Origin of the sequence: Aequorivita sp. KMM 9714 (assembly GCF_011065475.1) — a bacterium.
Classification (GTDB): domain Bacteria; phylum Bacteroidota; class Bacteroidia; order Flavobacteriales; family Flavobacteriaceae; genus Aequorivita; species Aequorivita sinensis.
The window spans coordinates 1,200,739-1,217,973 of sequence record NZ_JAAGRO010000001.1 but is presented as its reverse complement, the minus strand read 5'-3'; the positions used below and the strand labels follow the sequence as shown (position 1 = coordinate 1,217,973).

General features: G+C 33.0%; 21 protein-coding genes and 1 tRNA gene. 12 read left to right on the top strand and 10 right to left on the bottom strand.

Annotation, left to right across the window (positions count from 1 at the left end; translation table 11 throughout):
- Window positions 1–47: 47 nt before the first annotated feature.
- Window positions 48–1,001 carry a calcium/sodium antiporter gene (locus G3A46_RS05445; RefSeq protein ID WP_165147163.1) on the bottom strand — a complete coding sequence of 318 codons (954 nt, stop codon included), beginning with the start codon at window positions 999–1,001 and terminating at the stop codon, window positions 48–50.
- A gap of 150 nt (window positions 1,002–1,151) precedes the next feature.
- Between G3A46_RS05445 and G3A46_RS05440 the strand changes: the two genes are divergently transcribed.
- From G3A46_RS05440 to G3A46_RS14320, 3 genes are all read left to right on the top strand, one after another.
- A complete protein-coding gene (locus G3A46_RS05440; RefSeq protein ID WP_165147160.1) occupies window positions 1,152–1,505 on the top strand; it encodes a BlaI/MecI/CopY family transcriptional regulator in 354 nt (117 codons plus the stop codon).
- 4 nt (window positions 1,506–1,509) lie between these two features.
- Complete coding sequence (locus G3A46_RS05435) at window positions 1,510–3,225, top strand: M56 family metallopeptidase (protein ID WP_165147157.1); 1,716 nt, start codon at window positions 1,510–1,512, stop codon at window positions 3,223–3,225.
- Window positions 3,226–3,286: 61 nt separating this feature from the next.
- Entirely contained in the window at window positions 3,287–3,439 is a 153-nt protein-coding gene (locus tag G3A46_RS14320) for an SsrA-binding protein (RefSeq protein WP_241836860.1), read from the top strand.
- Here the strand turns inward: G3A46_RS14320 and G3A46_RS05430 are convergent.
- Entirely contained in the window at window positions 3,436–3,948 is a 513-nt protein-coding gene (locus G3A46_RS05430) for an adenine phosphoribosyltransferase (protein ID WP_165147154.1), read from the bottom strand. The two genes, G3A46_RS14320 and G3A46_RS05430, sit on opposite strands and share 4 nt — an antisense overlap.
- A 73-nt stretch (window positions 3,949–4,021) precedes the next feature.
- Between G3A46_RS05430 and G3A46_RS05425 the strand changes: the two genes are divergently transcribed.
- Window positions 4,022–4,095 (top strand) — tRNA-Arg (locus G3A46_RS05425).
- Between the two features lie 189 nt (window positions 4,096–4,284).
- Entirely contained in the window at window positions 4,285–4,443 is a 159-nt protein-coding gene (locus G3A46_RS05420; protein WP_165147151.1) for a hypothetical protein, read from the top strand.
- On the opposite strand, the gene G3A46_RS05415 is transcribed toward G3A46_RS05420, so the two are convergent.
- The 3 genes from G3A46_RS05415 to truA form a co-directional block, all read right to left on the bottom strand.
- Window positions 4,440–4,715, bottom strand: a complete 276-nt coding sequence (locus tag G3A46_RS05415) for an ATP-dependent Clp protease adaptor ClpS (protein WP_165147148.1) — start codon at window positions 4,713–4,715, stop codon at window positions 4,440–4,442. The two genes, G3A46_RS05420 and G3A46_RS05415, sit on opposite strands and share 4 nt — an antisense overlap.
- Before the next feature lie 113 nt (window positions 4,716–4,828).
- The gene (prmA, locus tag G3A46_RS05410) at window positions 4,829–5,659 is read right to left on the bottom strand and encodes a 50S ribosomal protein L11 methyltransferase (protein ID WP_165147145.1); all 831 of its coding nucleotides are present in this window, start codon (window positions 5,657–5,659) and stop codon (window positions 4,829–4,831) included.
- A 57-nt stretch (window positions 5,660–5,716) separates the two neighbouring features.
- Window positions 5,717–6,469, bottom strand: a complete 753-nt coding sequence (gene truA / locus G3A46_RS05405) for a tRNA pseudouridine(38-40) synthase TruA (protein ID WP_165147142.1) — start codon at window positions 6,467–6,469, stop codon at window positions 5,717–5,719.
- Window positions 6,470–6,618: 149 nt separating this feature from the next.
- On the opposite strand from truA, the gene G3A46_RS05400 reads away from it, so the two are divergent.
- Window positions 6,619–7,113: a metallophosphoesterase family protein gene (locus tag G3A46_RS05400; protein ID WP_165147139.1), complete on the top strand. Its 495-nt coding sequence runs from the start codon at window positions 6,619–6,621 to the stop codon at window positions 7,111–7,113.
- Window positions 7,114–7,234: 121 nt separating this feature from the next.
- On the opposite strand, the gene G3A46_RS05395 is transcribed toward G3A46_RS05400, so the two are convergent.
- The gene (locus tag G3A46_RS05395) at window positions 7,235–7,645 is read right to left on the bottom strand and encodes a DUF4293 family protein (protein ID WP_165147136.1); all 411 of its coding nucleotides are present in this window, start codon (window positions 7,643–7,645) and stop codon (window positions 7,235–7,237) included.
- A 203-nt stretch (window positions 7,646–7,848) separates the two neighbouring features.
- Here G3A46_RS05395 and rho point away from each other — a divergent pair, with 203 nt between their 5' ends.
- On the top strand, window positions 7,849–9,561 hold the full coding sequence (gene rho / locus G3A46_RS05390; RefSeq protein WP_165147133.1) for a transcription termination factor Rho: 1,713 nt from the start codon (window positions 7,849–7,851) through the stop codon (window positions 9,559–9,561).
- 354 nt (window positions 9,562–9,915) lie between these two features.
- Here the strand turns inward: rho and G3A46_RS05385 are convergent, their stop codons facing one another.
- Window positions 9,916–10,818 (bottom strand): T9SS type A sorting domain-containing protein, encoded by a 903-nt coding sequence (locus G3A46_RS05385; protein ID WP_165147130.1) that lies wholly within the window; start codon window positions 10,816–10,818, stop codon window positions 9,916–9,918.
- Between the two features lie 161 nt (window positions 10,819–10,979).
- Here G3A46_RS05385 and G3A46_RS14465 point away from each other — a divergent pair, with 161 nt between their 5' ends.
- On the top strand, window positions 10,980–11,102 hold the full coding sequence (locus G3A46_RS14465) for a hypothetical protein (protein WP_277875376.1): 123 nt from the start codon (window positions 10,980–10,982) through the stop codon (window positions 11,100–11,102).
- A gap of 327 nt (window positions 11,103–11,429) precedes the next feature.
- On the opposite strand, the gene G3A46_RS05380 is transcribed toward G3A46_RS14465, so the two are convergent.
- Window positions 11,430–12,350 carry a T9SS type A sorting domain-containing protein gene (locus G3A46_RS05380; RefSeq protein WP_165147127.1) on the bottom strand — a complete coding sequence of 307 codons (921 nt, stop codon included), beginning with the start codon at window positions 12,348–12,350 and terminating at the stop codon, window positions 11,430–11,432.
- A gap of 193 nt (window positions 12,351–12,543) precedes the next feature.
- Here G3A46_RS05380 and G3A46_RS05375 point away from each other — a divergent pair, with 193 nt between their 5' ends.
- Window positions 12,544–14,298 (top strand): M14 family metallopeptidase, encoded by a 1,755-nt coding sequence (locus tag G3A46_RS05375; protein ID WP_165147124.1) that lies wholly within the window; start codon window positions 12,544–12,546, stop codon window positions 14,296–14,298.
- Here the strand turns inward: G3A46_RS05375 and G3A46_RS05370 are convergent.
- Window positions 14,260–14,889, bottom strand: coding sequence for an NUDIX domain-containing protein (locus G3A46_RS05370; protein WP_139855869.1), 630 nt, complete (start codon window positions 14,887–14,889; stop codon window positions 14,260–14,262). The two genes, G3A46_RS05375 and G3A46_RS05370, sit on opposite strands and share 39 nt — an antisense overlap.
- A gap of 7 nt (window positions 14,890–14,896) precedes the next feature.
- Between G3A46_RS05370 and pyrE the strand changes: the two genes are divergently transcribed.
- Together pyrE and G3A46_RS05360 are read left to right on the top strand one after the other, a co-directional pair.
- The gene (pyrE, locus tag G3A46_RS05365; protein WP_139855868.1) at window positions 14,897–15,538 is read left to right on the top strand and encodes an orotate phosphoribosyltransferase; all 642 of its coding nucleotides are present in this window, start codon (window positions 14,897–14,899) and stop codon (window positions 15,536–15,538) included.
- Between the two features lie 45 nt (window positions 15,539–15,583).
- Window positions 15,584–15,976, top strand: a complete 393-nt coding sequence (locus tag G3A46_RS05360; RefSeq protein WP_139855867.1) for an SRPBCC family protein — start codon at window positions 15,584–15,586, stop codon at window positions 15,974–15,976.
- Window positions 15,977–16,040: 64 nt separating this feature from the next.
- On the opposite strand, the gene G3A46_RS05355 is transcribed toward G3A46_RS05360, so the two are convergent.
- Window positions 16,041–16,772 (bottom strand): biotin--[acetyl-CoA-carboxylase] ligase, encoded by a 732-nt coding sequence (locus G3A46_RS05355; protein ID WP_165147121.1) that lies wholly within the window; start codon window positions 16,770–16,772, stop codon window positions 16,041–16,043.
- Between the two features lie 89 nt (window positions 16,773–16,861).
- Between G3A46_RS05355 and rsfS the strand changes: the two genes are divergently transcribed.
- Window positions 16,862–17,233: a ribosome silencing factor gene (gene rsfS / locus G3A46_RS05350; protein WP_139855865.1), complete on the top strand. Its 372-nt coding sequence runs from the start codon at window positions 16,862–16,864 to the stop codon at window positions 17,231–17,233.
- Window positions 17,234–17,235: the final 2 nt, after the last annotated feature.

The window sequence follows — 17,235 nt, the reverse complement described above, 5'->3', positions numbered from 1 at the left end:
TTTCCCGTGAAGACCCCCTAAAAAATAGGGGTTAAACCAGATAAAGACTACTTTAATATTGTTAAAGCAATAAAAACAGCATAAGCCGATAAAAGTAAAATCCCTCTTTTACGGCCAAGTTCGTAAGCTTTTGGCAGGAATGCTAAAGGCAAAAGTATTCCAGCAAAACCAATCATCCAGAATATGTCGTTTGTAAGCACCTCTTCGCTTATAACTGCTATAGGTTGAATAATAGCAGTAATTCCCAAAACTGAAGCAATATTAAATATGTTAGAACCTATAAGATTCCCAAGCGATAAAGCCTTTTCTTTTTTAAGTGCTGCAATTACAGAAGCAGCTAGCTCTGGGATACTTGTACCTACAGCAATCATCGTAACTGCGATTACTCGTTCTGTAACTCCAAAACTTTGTGCTAAAGAAACCGCTCCGTTTACTAACAATTCACTTCCGCCATATAATGCTACACCACCAATAACTAACCAAAGAATAATCTTAAAATTAGACGTGGTTGCAAGACTTTCATCAACTTCTTCATCAACTTGCACAGCCCCTCTATCCTTTCGTGCTTTTCTTATTAAAACCCATAGATAAACCACTATCATAAGTATTAATGCAAATCCTTCCGAACGAGAAATTATATCTCCACTCTTCAATATAAAATACAGCCCAATTGAGAGTATCATCATAACAGGCCAATTAAGCTTATAGAAATCCTTATCTATAGCTAAAGGTGAAATTATTGCCGTTATACCTAAAACAAGTCCAATATTTGCAATATTGGAACCGATTACATTTCCTAAAGAGATATCAGAAAACCCATTTAAAGCGGCTTGTAAACTCACTAACAATTCTGGAGCTGAGGTAGCAAATGAAACTACCGTCAGTCCTATAACCATTTTTGACAAATTCAATTTAAAGGAAAGCGCCACGGAAGACCGCACCAAAAATTCTCCTCCAATTACCAATAATGTTAAGCCGATAAATACAAATAAATAATCCATAAACCTTATTAAGTTCGCGAAGATACTAATTATGAAAAAAGCACAGGTTTTGATAGTATTTTTTTAACGAATACAATAAACAACTAAAAAAGAAGTTTTATAACTACAAAAATAGTTGTTTAACTATAAAACTAGTTCTGAATTTTATCTATGGAAAACCTCACAAATAAAGAAGAAGAAGTAATGCAAGCCCTTTGGAAGCTTGAAAAGGCCTTTGTAAAAGAAATTTTACAGATTTTACCGAGCACTAATCATTACAACACAATTTCTACTATAGTTAGAAATCTTGAAGATAAAGGCTATGTAGCCTTTAATGCATTTGGCAAAACACATCAGTACTACCCTATTATTTCTAAGGAAGAATACAGCAAGGGATTTATGAATCTCGCCTCTAAACGATACTTTAATAATAGTTATAAAAACATGGTTTCATTTTTTGCTAAAGAAGAAAAAATAAGCGCGCAGGATCTTCGAGAGATATTAGAGTTAATTGAAAACAAATAATAAAATGGAAACAATTCAATACATTTTAAAATCTGCTGGAATTCTTTCCTTATTTTATCTTGTTTATACTTTTCTATTAAAAAAAGAAACACACTTTACCTTCAACAGGCTCTTTCTTTTTATAGGAGTCCTTGCTGCTGCAATACTTCCATTTATACAGTTTACCAAAACCATAATAATAGAAACTCCGGCTTTAGCATCATTTTCTTCCACTGAAACGACTTCAGAAACTTTAACTTCCATAGCATTTAACACAAACTATTCAATTGAAAATATACTATTGTATATATATGTATTAGGAGTAATAGTTTTTTCATTAAGATTCATTTATCAGCTTGTTTCTCTTTTTATTTTATTAGAAAAACAACCTCACAAGCAAAGTAACAATTGTAAAATAATTGAAGTATCTGAATCAATTTCACCATTTTCATTTTTCAATTATATCGTTTACAATCCCAATTTACATACTGACAATGAACTTGGTATGATATTAGCACACGAAAAAGCACACGTAGAACAACTACATACATTAGATGTATTGATAAGTAACCTACTTATTATTATACAATGGTTTAATCCATTAGCATGGGGCTATAAAAAAAGCATTGTAGAAAACTTAGAGTATTTAGCAGACCGAACAACCATTACTCGTATTAATTCAAAAAAGGAATACCAATTAGCATTGCTAAACACCTCATTGGCATCGCCTTTATCTGCCCCAACAAATAACTTTTATAATTCATTCATCAAAAAACGAATCATTATGTTAAACAAAGCAAATTCAAATAGACAAAACGCCTTTAAGGCTATGGTACTACTGCCCTTATTAACGATATTTTTATGGAGTTTTAATGTAAACGAAGTAAAAAAATACGTGGAAATTCCTTCAGAAAATAATAAGGTAAAAACAGAAAAAGTTAAAGAAGAAGCTATCACACCTATTTCAGACAAGAAGGATATAGCTGTTATTACAACTATTGAGCCTGTAACAGAATCTATAGCTCAAAAAACACCAAAAGCTATGACTAAAAAACAATCACCATTACAGGAAACCTACCGTGTGAAAATTGACAAGAACACAACCGATGCTTCACTTCAAGAAATTAAAGAAGAGGTTAAAAGTAAATATGGTTTAGAATTAAGCTATGCTACCATTCGCAACAATAATAACGAAATTACTTCACTTACCCTGACTTATACCGGAAACGGAAACAACGGAAACTACCAAGTAAGCCAGAATCAAGGCATTGATGAATTTTTCTTTTTTATCGATAAAGATGGGAAAACAGGGTTTTGGTCTGAAGCAGTCGAAAAGCGCCGTAATGAACGTATGCAAAGAAGAAATTTAAAGACGCAAGAACGTTCGCAGGATATGAACGAACGCAAAATGGAAATGCAAGAACGTATACAAAAGAGAAAAATGGAAATTGAGGAACGCAGATCTAAAATGAAAAATAATCATCCTACTCCTTCAGCCTCTCCAAATAATGAAGCACATGAAGTGCAGGGCCAAACAAACACAAAAAGACATTTGAATAAAAATAAAAAAGCAGATAATACACTTTATTTCATCGATGGTATAGCGTCTACTAAAAAGCAAGTAGAATTATTGTTGCCTGAAAACATTGATAAAGTAAATGTTTTAAAAAGTGAAAAAGCGCTTAAGAAATATGGTGGCAAAGGAGTCAATGGGGCTATAGAAATTACCACCAAAAAATAGAAATCTTATAAATTTCATAAACCTTCTTGATAACTAGAAGGTTTTCTTATTTTTATACAATATGAAAAAGAAATTCTTTAAATTTTTAGCAAAGGTTAATAGGAAGATACTTCCTAGTTTCACCAAAAAGGGAGTGGATTTGGCTAAAGCATCGAAGCTACAAATGGCAATTTTTGGTTACAAATTATGGGTAACCAAAAATTCGTTAGACTAATACTTTAGTAAGGATTTTACATTTTGATTTTTTAATTTCTGAACGCCTTTTAAAAACTCTATTTCTAGTAAAAAATTACACTGCACAATTTCCCCTCCAAGATTTTCGATAAGCTTACAAGCTGCTCTTGCTGTTCCACCCGTAGCTAGTACATCGTCGTGCAAGAGAACGCGATCACCTTTCTTAATAGCGTCTTCGTGTATTTCGAGGGCATCCATTCCATATTCTAACTCATAAGGCTCTTTAAGAGTATTAAACGGGAGCTTCCCTGGCTTTCTTATAGGAACAAAACCCGCTTTAAGTTCTTTTGCTAGTAATGTTGCAAAGAAAAAACCACGCGACTCAATACCTACAACTTTATCTACCTTTTCACCTTCCAACAAAGCTACTAATTGCTGTAAACAATAGGCGGTTGCATCAGGGTTTGCTAGTAGCGGAGTTATATCTTTAAAACGCACTCCAGCTTTGGGGAAATCCTCAATATTTCGAATATATTCACTTAAATTCATTTTTTTGTAGATTTTATTTGTCTTGCAATTTAAAAATAAATATATTTGCAGCCGCTAAAAGCAACAACAAAATGGCCTTGTGGCGCAACTGAATAGCGCACCTGATTACGGCTCAGGAGGTTCCAGGTTTGAATCCTGGCAAGGTCACAAAAAAAACCACACTCATTTGAGTGTGGTTTTTTCATTTTAGGAGAAAAAATTTTCATATTTCACTTCCATAAATTTCTTCTGTCATTAACAAAGCCCCTATCTATTAGCCGCAATAAATATCTTTTATGATTTCTTTTTAAGTTATGTAATTCATTATCCGTAAATTAATACTCTAAAACAAACCTTATGACAAAAATTGTAAAAGATTCAGACGATAAAAAAGAAAGAGATTATATATTCCAAGACAATAAAAAAACCCGCTATGGAGCAGGTTTTATTTTAATTGTGTTATTTCTATTAATTATTGGAGTAATTATTTCAGGTATTTACCTTGAGTGGTTTTAAATAATTTCAGCACTCAAACCAGCTTCCAACAATATTGTACAACGAGGTTTTAATTCCTCATATTCTCCAGTTTTCACCGTACACTTACCTTTATAATGAACAATTATAGAGCATTGTTCTGCTTGCTCAGGTGTATGCTCGCAGGCAAATATTAAACAATTTATTACATGGTCGAATGTATTTACATCATCATTGTAAAGTACTATTTCATTTTGGTTGCTCTCCATTTCAGCAACATCTACATCTTCTTGTATTTTTTCTCTTGTACTCAAATCGTGAAATAATTAAACGTTAATAGTTATTCATTAGTAAAACCTTTGTCAAAAAACTCTGTTTAACCTTACAACAGATGTTTCAACTACTAAACTAATTAATAATTAGCTAATTACGAAATTAAAAATTTCGCAGCAACCCATCTATTTTTCTCTTTATTCTCAACGAAGGTCAGTCCCAAATTATTGCAAGTTTCTGTAATAATTGGTAAATCTTCTATGTAAAAACCACTTAAATACAGCTCGCCTTTAGCGTTTAAACACTTGACATAACTAGCCATATCATTTAATAAAATGTTTCTATTAATGTTAGCAATTATAACATCGTATTTTTGGTCTTTCAATAAATCTGCATCGCCTTGATATACCGAAATATTAGCACAGTTATTTCGTTCTACATTTTCCAAAGAATTTTCATAACACCATTCATCAATATCGACAGCATCAAGTTGTGAAGCACCTCGCATTTCAGCTAAAATTGCCAAAACAGCAGTACCACACCCCATATCGAGAACAGTTTTATTTTTAAAATTATTTTCTAAAATAAACTGAAGCATCATAAAAGTGGTTTCGTGATGTCCCGTCCCAAATGACATTTTAGGCTCGATAATAATTTCGTATTCAAACGATTTTACAGGATGAAAAGGTGCACGTACCGTACATTTTCCATCAACTTCAATAGGATCGAAGTTCTTTTCCCACTCTGCATTCCAATTTACCTGGGCTATTTCTGAAAAGGTATATTCAACTTTAAATTCATCAGAATCTAAAATATTTATATCACTCAAAATATCTTCATTCCACTCATCTTTCTGAATATACGCTGTAACACCTTCTTCTGTTTCAACGAAACTTTCAAAACCTGCATAACCTAATTCGGCAGTTAGAATCTCAGCTCCTGGTTGTAAAGGAGACACTTTAAAAATATATTCTATATATATCATTGGTAAGTTTATTTGTCAATTAATCAATACTAATTGACGGTGAAAATTAATTTTATTTTATTCTATCGGAAGAAATATTTCTTCTGGATACTTCACTTTTGTAAGATATAATCCGTGCGCTGGTGCCGAAGCCCCAGCCTTAGATCTATTTTTACTATTTAAAATTGCTTGAAAATCTTCTACACTCGTTTTCCCAAATCCAACATCCAATAAAGTTCCTACTATAGCTCGAACCATATTGCGTAGAAATCGATCTGCGGAAATTGTGAAGGTTAATTTATTATCAATCAATTCCCACCTTGCTTTACTAATAACGCAATTATATGTTTTCACATCAGTTTTAGACCGCGAAAAACATTGAAAATCTATATGATTAAATAATAATTCAGCAGTTTTATTCATTAAATCTACATCAGGAGTTTTATTTAATTGATAAGCAAAATCCTGAGAAAAAGGATCTTTCCTTAATGATATCACGTACTCATATTCTCTTGCAACAGCATCAAAACGCGCGTGTGCGTTGTCTTTTACTTGAAAAATATTTACCACAGAGATATCCTTTGGAAGAAAGGAATTTATTCTAAAAACTAAAGCTTTTGTATCATTTATAGCTTCAAAATCAAAATGAGCAAATAATTGTTTTGCGTGAACACCAGCATCTGTCCTACCCGCTCCCGTGATTTTTATATCCTCACGAAGTAAAGTAGATAGCGATTCTTCAATAACTTGCTGAACACTCACCTGCTTTGGTTGGCGCTGCCACCCAAAATAATTTTTCCCATTATATGCTATCTCAATAAAATATCGCAAACTTAACTGTTTTTACAATTTGCAAAATTACAACATACTACGGAGCTTCTTACTTTCAAAATTGAAAATATTAATTTCAATGCTATCAAGGCTTAGAGCTTGATTTTATATAAATTTGAAAACTATTACAATCAAGCAAATCCCACACATTGAAAAAAATTCTCCTACTTAGCGACACACATAGTTATATTGATGAAAAAATCTTGAAATATGTTAAACAAGCCGATGAAGTATGGCATGCTGGTGATATAGGAGACCTAGCTGTTACCGATGCTATAAAAGCATTAAAGCCACTTCGTGCTGTTTATGGCAATATAGATGATCACGAAGCGCGCCGAGAATTTCCCTTACACAATCGTTTTATGTGCGAAAAGGTTGATGTTTGGATTACTCATATTGGAGGATATCCAGGTAAATACAATCCATCAATAAGACAAGAGTTATACGCCAATCCACCAAAAATATTTATTTGTGGACATTCTCATATATTAAAAGTTATGCCTGATAAAACTACAGGTCTGCTCCATATGAATCCAGGTGCAGTGGGTAAACACGGATTCCACAAAGTAAGAACGATGTTAAGGTTTGAAATAGATGGTGAGAAAATTGAGAATTTGGAAGTTATAGAATTCGAAAAGCGCTAGGAATTACTTTTTACTCAGTTAATAAAAGTTTTTTTACTTTCTTTTGACTTTGTCCTAAAAAGCAAAAAACCCCCTAAGGTGGCATCCTGAGGGGGTTTTGCACTAATATACCAAGATCGGTTTACCGTAAACGATCAACAGATTTTACGAGGTCCTCGTCCTTTTTAATGGCCTTATTGGCCAGCACTAAAAATACGATAGAAATGATAGGAAAAAGAACCCCAATACCCTTCTCTGAAACAATAGTTTCTCCGGATAAAGTTAGTAATCGATAAACGAAAACTCCTAGTAATACAAAATTTGATACTATATTTAAACGGTTTAACACAAATTGCTGTTGCCGTTTTTTAAATGATATAATCGAAATAATAGCCAATGCTATAGACAAAAATATAAGTCCAAAAATCAAAGGCTCACTGCGTTCCATAATAATTTGACCATCCGTTCCTACTACTTCAGGAAACCATAAATATAATCCGCCCATTATAAGGGCTGAAATGATTAAAAAAACAGTTTGTATACGTTGTATCATTACTATTAACACAATTAAGCAGCAAAAATACATTATCTTTTTAAAAAAAATAACACTAGTTTTTAAAATATTGTTGTATTATTGCATTATCTATTCGTAACCACCTCAATAAAGGTTACTTAGTCTTCAAAAAAACATTTTCAACGTACTTACCTTCTCAAAAGGAATTAAATAGTATAAATTTTAACTACAGCATTCATTACATGTTTGAAATTTCAGAATTAAAAAGTAAAAAGCTTCCTGAATTACAGGAAATAGCCAAAGAACTTAAAGTGCCAAAATTCCGCACACAAAAAAAATTAGATTTAGTTTATCAAATACTCGATTATCAAGCTGCTAACCCTAAAGCCGTTAAAGCTGTACTTGGGTCAGATGATTCTTCTACAACTACTAAGAAGGAAGAGAAAAAAACTGAGTCTCCAAAAAATAGTGGCAACCAAGAAGAGCAGCCAAGTCCTAAAAAGGCTGACAATCGAGGTAACAAACCTCAATCCAACAAGCCACAGCCGCAAAAGAAACATCACGATAAGAAGAGTGATGACGATAAAAAAGATGACGTGAAGAAATCTTCTAAATCTGATAATAAAGATAGCGATAGAAAACCACAACATCAGAAATCTTCTTCTTCAAATCGTCCAAATAAATCAGACGACAGAGAGAAAAATCAGCGTACTGATAAAAACAACACAGACAACAGACAAAAACATCAAAGCCACAAACAAAAAGATGGCAACATTCACGATAATCGCAACAACGGGAATAAAGATTCTCGTAATCGTTACCGTGAGCCAGATTACGAGTTTGCAGGGATAATAGAAAGCGAAGGAGTTCTAGATATAATGCAGGACGGATACGGATTTTTACGTTCTAGCGATTATAACTACTTATCTTCTCCTGATGATATTTATGTTTCACAATCACAAATTAGACTTTTTGGTTTAAAAACCGGAGATACAGTTTTAGGTGAAGTACGTCCACCAAAAGAAGGTGAAAAGTATTTCCCTTTAATTAAAGTAAATAAAATTAATGGGTTAAACCCAAATGTAGTTCGCGATCGCGTATCATTTGAGCATTTAACACCACTTTTCCCACAGGAAAAATTTAAATTAGCTGAAAAGCAAAGCACAATTTCTACAAGAATAATTGATCTTTTTGCTCCTATTGGAAAAGGGCAACGTGGTATGATTGTTTCTCAACCAAAAACCGGGAAAACAATGTTGCTAAAAGATATTGCAAATGCAATTGCGGCTAACCATCCAGAAGTTTATCAAATTATTTTATTAATTGATGAACGTCCTGAAGAAGTTACCGATATGCAACGTAACGTTCGAGGTGAAGTTGTAGCTTCTACTTTTGATAAAGAAGCAACAGAACACGTTCGTGTAGCAAACCTGGTAATAGATAAAGCTAAAAGATTAGTAGAATGTGGTCACGATGTTGTAATTTTATTAGATTCTATAACTCGTTTAGCTCGTGCCTATAACACAGTTCAACCTGCAAGTGGTAAAATATTAAGTGGAGGTGTTGATGCAAATGCACTACATAAACCAAAACGTTTCTTTGGTGCTGCACGTAATATAGAAAACGGTGGTTCATTAAGTATTATAGCTACAGCCTTAACCGAAACTGGTTCTAAAATGGACGAGGTTATTTTTGAAGAATTTAAAGGTACAGGTAACATGGAGCTTCAATTGGATAGAAAAATATCTAACAGAAGAATCTTCCCTGCTATAGATCTTACCTCTTCAAGTACTCGTAGAGATGATATCCTGCTAGATGAAAACACAATACAGCGTATGTGGGTTCTTAGAAAATACCTAGCCGATATGAATCCTATAGAAGCTATGGAGTTTATTAACGACCGTATTAAGCAAACGAAAAACAATGAAGAGTTCCTAATTTCGATGAACGGATAGAACTCTTTTCAATATAAATTTAAAATCGCCATTGAAGAAAATTTCAATGGCGATTTTTTTTGTTTCCGAAATCCATAATAACTTTAGTCCACTCGCTTTATATTTATAAGCAACACTATAAACTTATAATTATATCCCCAGCAAATGAATATGCATTAACGCTACTTAACATCAACTCTACCAATTACCATTCAACACTTATAAGCTTAAATAGAAGCGGTTTTAGACACAATCTACTCATGATCACCTATAGCTAGCCAATTCCATTAGATACAGCTTCAGAAACGCTAATTTAGAAACAAAAAAAATCCCGACCATATGGCCGGGATTTTAATATTTAGAATTTTAAAATTCTTATTGCTTTACTACTTTTTGAGTAAGAGTACCTGAAGTAGTTTCAACTTTTAAAGTGTAAACACCTTGTGCAAAAGAAGAAGTATTGATAGTTCCGTTGCTGTATACAGCACCTACGTTTTTACCTAATACATCATACATAGCTACGTTAGTAACTTCGATGCTTGAAGGAATGTTCAAGTTAAGAACATCAGTTGTAGGGTTAGGGTAAACAGCGATCATTTCAGCAAGGTTGTCACCGATAGATGCAGCTGGCTCATCAGTTAAGTTCCAAGCAAAACTTGGGAAAGGCTCACCAATTAATCCAGTAATGTTAGTCCAGTTCTGTGCTCCAGCACCAAAAAGGTCAGATGGGTCAATTAACACAGGCTCTTGGTTAGGGAAAGAAGATAAAGAACCAAACCAGTTCCAACGTCCATCTTCAGCTGGTCCACCAAGTACACTTGGGAAAACAGATACCCAGTAAACACCTGCAGGAAGCACAACTTGGTTACCACCGTTTGCATCTGTAATGTTTATTTTAAATTCAGAACTACCTGCTCCATCCTCAGTAAGAGTATATAAAGAAGGATCGATATCACCTAATTCTAAAACACCTGATCCAGCTACCTCTGGGTTACCACCTGGAATAGAACCAGAAATCTCATAAATGTATACGTTAAATCCAGTAGTAAAAGGTTCAATTGCACCAAAGTTAGAGTTAAGACCGTAAACAGTAAGATCTCCAAGAGCAACATCAGAAGTTAATGAGAAATAATCAGCACAGTAAACACCAGTACCATCATCACCTAATGTAGAAATTAATCCTGTCGAATTATCTGCGATACGATCAATAAGAACGTTTTGACCAAAAGTCGCTGCGGTCATCAAAAGAGCCGAAGCTAAAAGAGTAATTTTTTTCATAATAGAAAAGTTTTAAGTTTAATTTATATGAGCAAATATAACCAACCAAATAAGATTTACAAATAATTTAGTGCTAATTTTTCTGATTTCACCCTGTTAAATTTAAAGCAATCACAGGTTGAACGCTATATTTGACAAATTTCCTCATAAATTATTAGCAGATGAAAAATCACCTCTTAGCACTTAGTATTATACTTTTTGGTTATTCCTTAAATCTAAACGGACAAATGCAACAAAGGCAAGTTCAGCCAATTATTGATTACCCAAATTTAAATAAAACTTAAACTTACAATGAAAGCATTACGTTTTATAAAAATTTGGCTGCCACAGATAAGAGATTTCAGGTTTTTGAAATTGCCAATTTAGTTATGGATTAAAAATTTGAGTATTAAGAAATCGTTTATTCCCTTTAGATCTTTTTTGGTGTTGCACAATTAATTTTAATGTTTAAGATTTCACAACTAAAGGAAACAAAAAATTAAATTAACGTAAACACCATAGTAGGTGTTTCAATAAGACTAAAAGAAGACAAAACTTTTAATTAAATTACATATTAAAAAGCCCCAATCTTTCGATTGGGGCTTTCATTTAAATAATTCGATAATGAAAAACTATTGTTTAACTATTTTTTGAGTGATTGTACCAGCTGATGTTTCAACTTTTAAAAGGTAAACACCACTAGCAATTGAAGACACATTTATTACACCATTGTTAAAGTTAACATTAACTCTCTTTCCTAAAGTATCAAAAAGCACTATAGATTCAACTTCTACATCTGATGGAGTTTTCAAGTTAATTATGCTAGATGCAGGATTAGGATAAATTGAAACTTGAGATAATAAGTTTTCGATAGTTCCTAAAGCATCATCACCAATTACATTCCAAACGAGTCCTTGAGTTAATCCTAAATCTGAGAAAGGTGTAGGTTCTGTAGCTCCACATACCTCAGCTTCAATATATGAAGGCGAAATTTCACCAGCATTATTACATCCAAAACGCATGAAGTTGGTGTCAGTTAGGTCATCAGTAATAACAACTTCAACAATTAAACGCTCACCAGCAGGAATAACTCCTACCACTGGAATTGTAACAAAAGATTCAGCATCCGCCTCAGTAATAGTAACTTCGCCAGTTCCTTGTGTGATATAAGTACCATTAGGAACAGGAGGAAATTCGTCTGTTGTGGAATAAATATTAACTGTCATTGGAAAACCATTTGGAGAAATAACAGGTCCAATTGCAATTTCTACCGCTTCAACCGATAAACCATTAATAATATTGTGATCACCTACTAAATCGAAATCACGATACATGGAATTATCACGAAATGATGTTGCAGTAGCACAAGCAATTTCAGCACCTGCTTCAATGGTTTGTGAAAGACTTTGGGTTAATATTACCGGCGCACGATTTTGATCTAACTCAATCGTTACGTCTTGACTTGTGGTTACCGCAGTATTCGTTAAACTAGTTTGAGCTTGAGTTGTTAATCCAGCCATAAAAACGGCTGCAATAAGTGTAATTTTTTTCATAATTTAATATTTAAATTGTTAAAAGTTAGCTTTAATATTTAAACATATACATTTTAAACAAACTAACCCAATAAATAATAATTATTTTTATATTTTTCCTTTAAATTAGTTTTAACCATTGGACCAAAACCCAACATATAACACAGGTATGTTGCAGGTTTTTATATTATTCAATTATATTCACTAAAAACTGATGAAAATAACAATATTCATATTTTCTTTAATTATTCTCTTTTCCTGTACTTCAGAAAAAACAAGGAAACCCTTTAACTTAACTACAACTTTTGAAACTTCAGAAGGAAAAGAAACTTCAACTTATAATGAAAGCATTACGTTTTATAAAAATTTGGCTGCCACTGATAAGAGATTTCAGGTTTTTGAAATGGGAGAAACAGATAGCGGACGACCTTTACACATAGTTATATATAATTCAGAGTTTACCAAGAAAACTCAAAATCAAAGTTCCTTTTCAAAAAATGATAAAAATCTTTTATTAATTAATAATGGAATACATGCAGGAGAGCCTGATGGAATAGACGCCACTATGCGGCTTTTTGGAGAATTATCCAAAAACAGTATTCCTAGTCCGAAAAACACAATTATAGCTACAATACCTATCTATAATATAGGAGGGGCACTAAATAGAAATAGCACAAGCCGAACAAATCAAAACGGCCCTAAGGAATATGGGTTTCGTGGGAATGCTAGAAACTACGACCTAAATAGAGATTTTATAAAATGTGATACCAAAAACGCAAAATCATTTGCTGAAATTTTTCACTGGCTCAATCCAGATCTATTCATCGACAATCACGTTAGCAATGGCGCAGATTACCAATACACGCTCACCCACCTATTTACGCAACACAACAAACTAGATGGTGAATTAGGTAACTATCTTGAAACTTCATTTATTCCTGAATTTGAGAAATCTTTAAAGCAAAAACAATGGGACATCACACCTTATGTTAATGTATTCAACAATAAACCAGAAATCGGGTTTTCACAGTTTATGGACTCTCCTAGATATTCAACAGGTTATAGTGCGTTATTCAACACTATGGGAATGATGGTAGAAACTCATATGCTAAAACCCTATAAAGATAGAGTTGAAGGAACTTATGAATTAATGAAAAGTTTTATAGCCATTGCAGATTCAAATGCCGCAAAAATTAAATCATTAAGACAAGATGCTATTAAAAAGTACAAAATTGGAAGCTACTACCCTATTTCTTGGAAAATAGATTCAACAAAAACAACTTCACTTAACTTCAAAGGCTATGAAAGTGATTTTATACCGAGCAAAATTACAGGACAAAAACGATTAAAGTATGATAGAAATAAGCCTTTCAACAAAACTGTTACCTACTACAATAACTTTAAAGCAAACGATTCTATCAAAATCCCTACTGCATATATAATTCCGAAGGGGTATTGGAATATTATCGAACTTTTAAAACTAAACAATATAAACTTTTCAAAAGTTGAAAATGACACAATTATCACTTCCGAAGTTTATAGAATTGCCGAATATCAAACAGTTAAAAGTCCATACGAAGGTCATTATTTACATTATAACACCAAGGTGGATAAAACTACAGAGAACGTTAAAGTAAACAAAGGAGATATTTTAGTAAAAACCCAGCAACCGGGGTTAAGATATATAATTGAAACTTTAGAGCCTTCAGCGCAAGATTCATTTTTCAATTGGAATTTCTTTGACGCTATTCTACAACAAAAAGAAGGATTTTCTCCCTATGTATGGGAGGATTTAGCCGAGGAGTTTTTAAATAAGAACCCTATAATCAAAGAAAAGTTTGAGACTAAAAAACAAAACCAACCTGAATTTGCACAAAATTGGTATTTACAATTAGATTGGATTCACAAACAATCCCCTTATTACGAAAAATCACATCTTCGTTATCCTATCATTAGGGTGGGTGGTTAAATATTCTTTGGGGAAGAGAAGTTTAATGTTTTCATAAGAATTTTTTAAAGCATCCTGGGATTTTTCAAAATTTTTCCATTTTGCTTTTTTAATGCCCTCTTCAGGCTGAGGAGTTAAAGGGCCATCGTAATCGGTATACATTTCATACCAGTGGGTAATTTTAAGTCGGTATTTATTGTTTCTAGTAAAAACGTGATAAGTTTTCATTATAAAGTCACGAATTTCTAGACCTTCTACCCCTGTTTCTTCTTCTACCTCACGGATTGCAGCTTCCCTATAACTTTCTCCTTTTTCAATTTTTCCTTTAGGCAGGTCCCATTTCCCGTTACGTCTTATAAAAAGAATTTCTTTTTTACTATTATAAACTAATCCCCCAGCTGCTTCTACTACTTTTATTTTTTTCCGAAGAAAACGTTCTAACTTTTCCGCATTCTTGTGATAAAGATTAACATAGAGAAGCTCGCCGTTGTTAATCTTTTTAACCAATTTTTTAAAACGCGCTTGCTTTAAAGGTATGGTTGTATAGTGTTCACCAATATTTTTTTCAGTAGAAAGAATAATGGGAATTTCTTTTACAAAAACTTTATACATTTGTAGTATGATATTAAATAAGGAAACGGCACAAAAAACCGCAGCATTATTATTGCAAATTAATGCAATAAAATTACAACCACAAAACCCTTTTACATGGGCTTCGGGATGGAAATCTCCCATTTATTGTGATAATAGGATAACACTTTCGTATCCAACAATTCGAAATTACATTCGTGAAAACCTCGCTAAACAGATTGAAGAAACCTACGGAAAGCCAGAAATGATAGCTGGTGTAGCCACTGGAGCAATTGGTATTGGCGCTTTAGTAGCAGACTATCTTAACGTTCCTTTTTGTTACGTAAGACCGGAAGCTAAAGGTCATGGACGAAAAAATAAAATTGAGGGTCACCTTGAACCCAATACCAATGTTATTGTAGTGGAAGATTTAATTAGCACAGGAAAAAGCAGCCTTATGGCTGTAGAAGCACTTAAAGAAGCAAATGCTAACGTAAAGGGAATGTTTGCTATTTTTAGTTATGGCTTTAATATTGCAGAGGAAAATTTTAAGAATGCTAATGTAGAGTTAAGCACCCTTAGCAATTATGAAATGTTACTACAAGAAGCTGAAAAGTCGAAGTATATTAGCGCTGATGAAGCAAGATTACTTGGCGAATGGAGAACCAACCCTGAAACTTGGGGGCAGTAGTTGGTAGTATAAAAATAAAAAATAACAGACTTAATAATTTTAATAATGAAATTAAACAGTAAAAAAGTAACGGTTCAAAAATCAGCTTCAGAGCTGTGCGAATTTTTGGCGGATGTAAAAAACTATGAAGGCTTGATGCCAGACACTATTAGTAAATTTGAAGTAATTAGAGACAATGCTTTTGTATTTGCGTTAAAAGGTATGCCTGAAATAGCTTTAGAAATAAAAGAAGTTGACAGCCCTAATAAAGTAGTTTTAGGCGCGATTAGCGACAAACTTCCGTTTACTTTAAAAAGCGATATTGAAAGTGTATCCGATACATCATCTACTGCTGAATTACTTTTTGAAGGAGAATTTAACAGTATGATGGCTATGATGATAAAAAGCCCTATTTCAAAATTTATTGAAACTCTAGCTTCAAACTTAGAAAAGCTGTAGATTTATTTATAACAATATATATTGAGAACGGAGCTAAATCAGAATTTTAGTTCCGTTTTTATTTTTAGTAAATAAGCTTCACTTCCTTTAATTGATATTTTTGAATTTTTTCATTTTCAGTTTCTACTAAAAGCTCTCCCAAATCGCTAACCCCTTTTATAATTCCATTAAATCGAAATCCTTTTTGATCTTCAAATACCGAAATAACATCTTTCCTAAATAGTCGATCTTCAAAAAGCTTTTTCTTTTCAACAAAATCTACAACTGAAAGATTTTCCAAACTTTTAGTCAACGACTTTAAAACCTCCTGTAAAACTTCATCTAAAATAAATTCCCTGCCAGATTCGAGCTTCAAAGAACTCGCTTGAGGCAAATCCGGGAAGGATATTAAATTAACATTTAGCCCAATTCCTATAATTGAATACTGTACATTACTGCCTTTAAGTACATTTTCAATTAAAATACCGCCAATTTTTTTTTTGGCTGACATTATGTCGTTAGGCCATTTTACAGAAAGATTCGGGATATTTAGATTATTTAAAGCATCATAAATAGCTATTGAAACTGCCATGGAAATAATAAAATGATATTCTGCTGCCAACCCTTTAAAATCTTTAAACACACTAAATGTAAGGCTTTGACCTTGTTTTGAAAACCAAGAAGCTCCCATTTGTCCACGACCGGAAGTTTGTTGTTCAGCTAGTACAACTGTATGATCTGAAAGCAGGTTTTCACGTAGCAATTCCTTCATATACGAGTTGGTTGAATGGGTGGCATTAAGTTTGATTATCTTCAAAACAATAATTTAGTTTAGTATTACTTAATTTAAGCGGTTCAAGAAACAAAAAAGTAATAACTTTGCGAAATAGAAAAGAAAGATATTTAATGCAAAAAAAACAAGCAGGAACAGATCAACTTATTGCTCAAATAATACGAGGGATTGAAGATGTTAAGGGACAGGATATAGAAATCCTAGACCTAAGAGAGATAGAAAACACAGTATGTGACTATTTTATAATTTGCAATGGTACCTCTAACACACAAGTTAATGCCATTGTAAACTCAGTTCAAAAATCAGTAAGCAAAGAATTAAAGGAAAAGCCTTGGCACGTTGAAGGTAGCGACAACGCCGAGTGGATACTTATGGACTATGTTCACGTAGTTGTACACGTATTCCAAAAGCATATCCGTGAATTTTATGATATTGAAGGACTTTGGGGCGATGCAAAATCGGTTAAAATAGAAACAACTCATTAAAA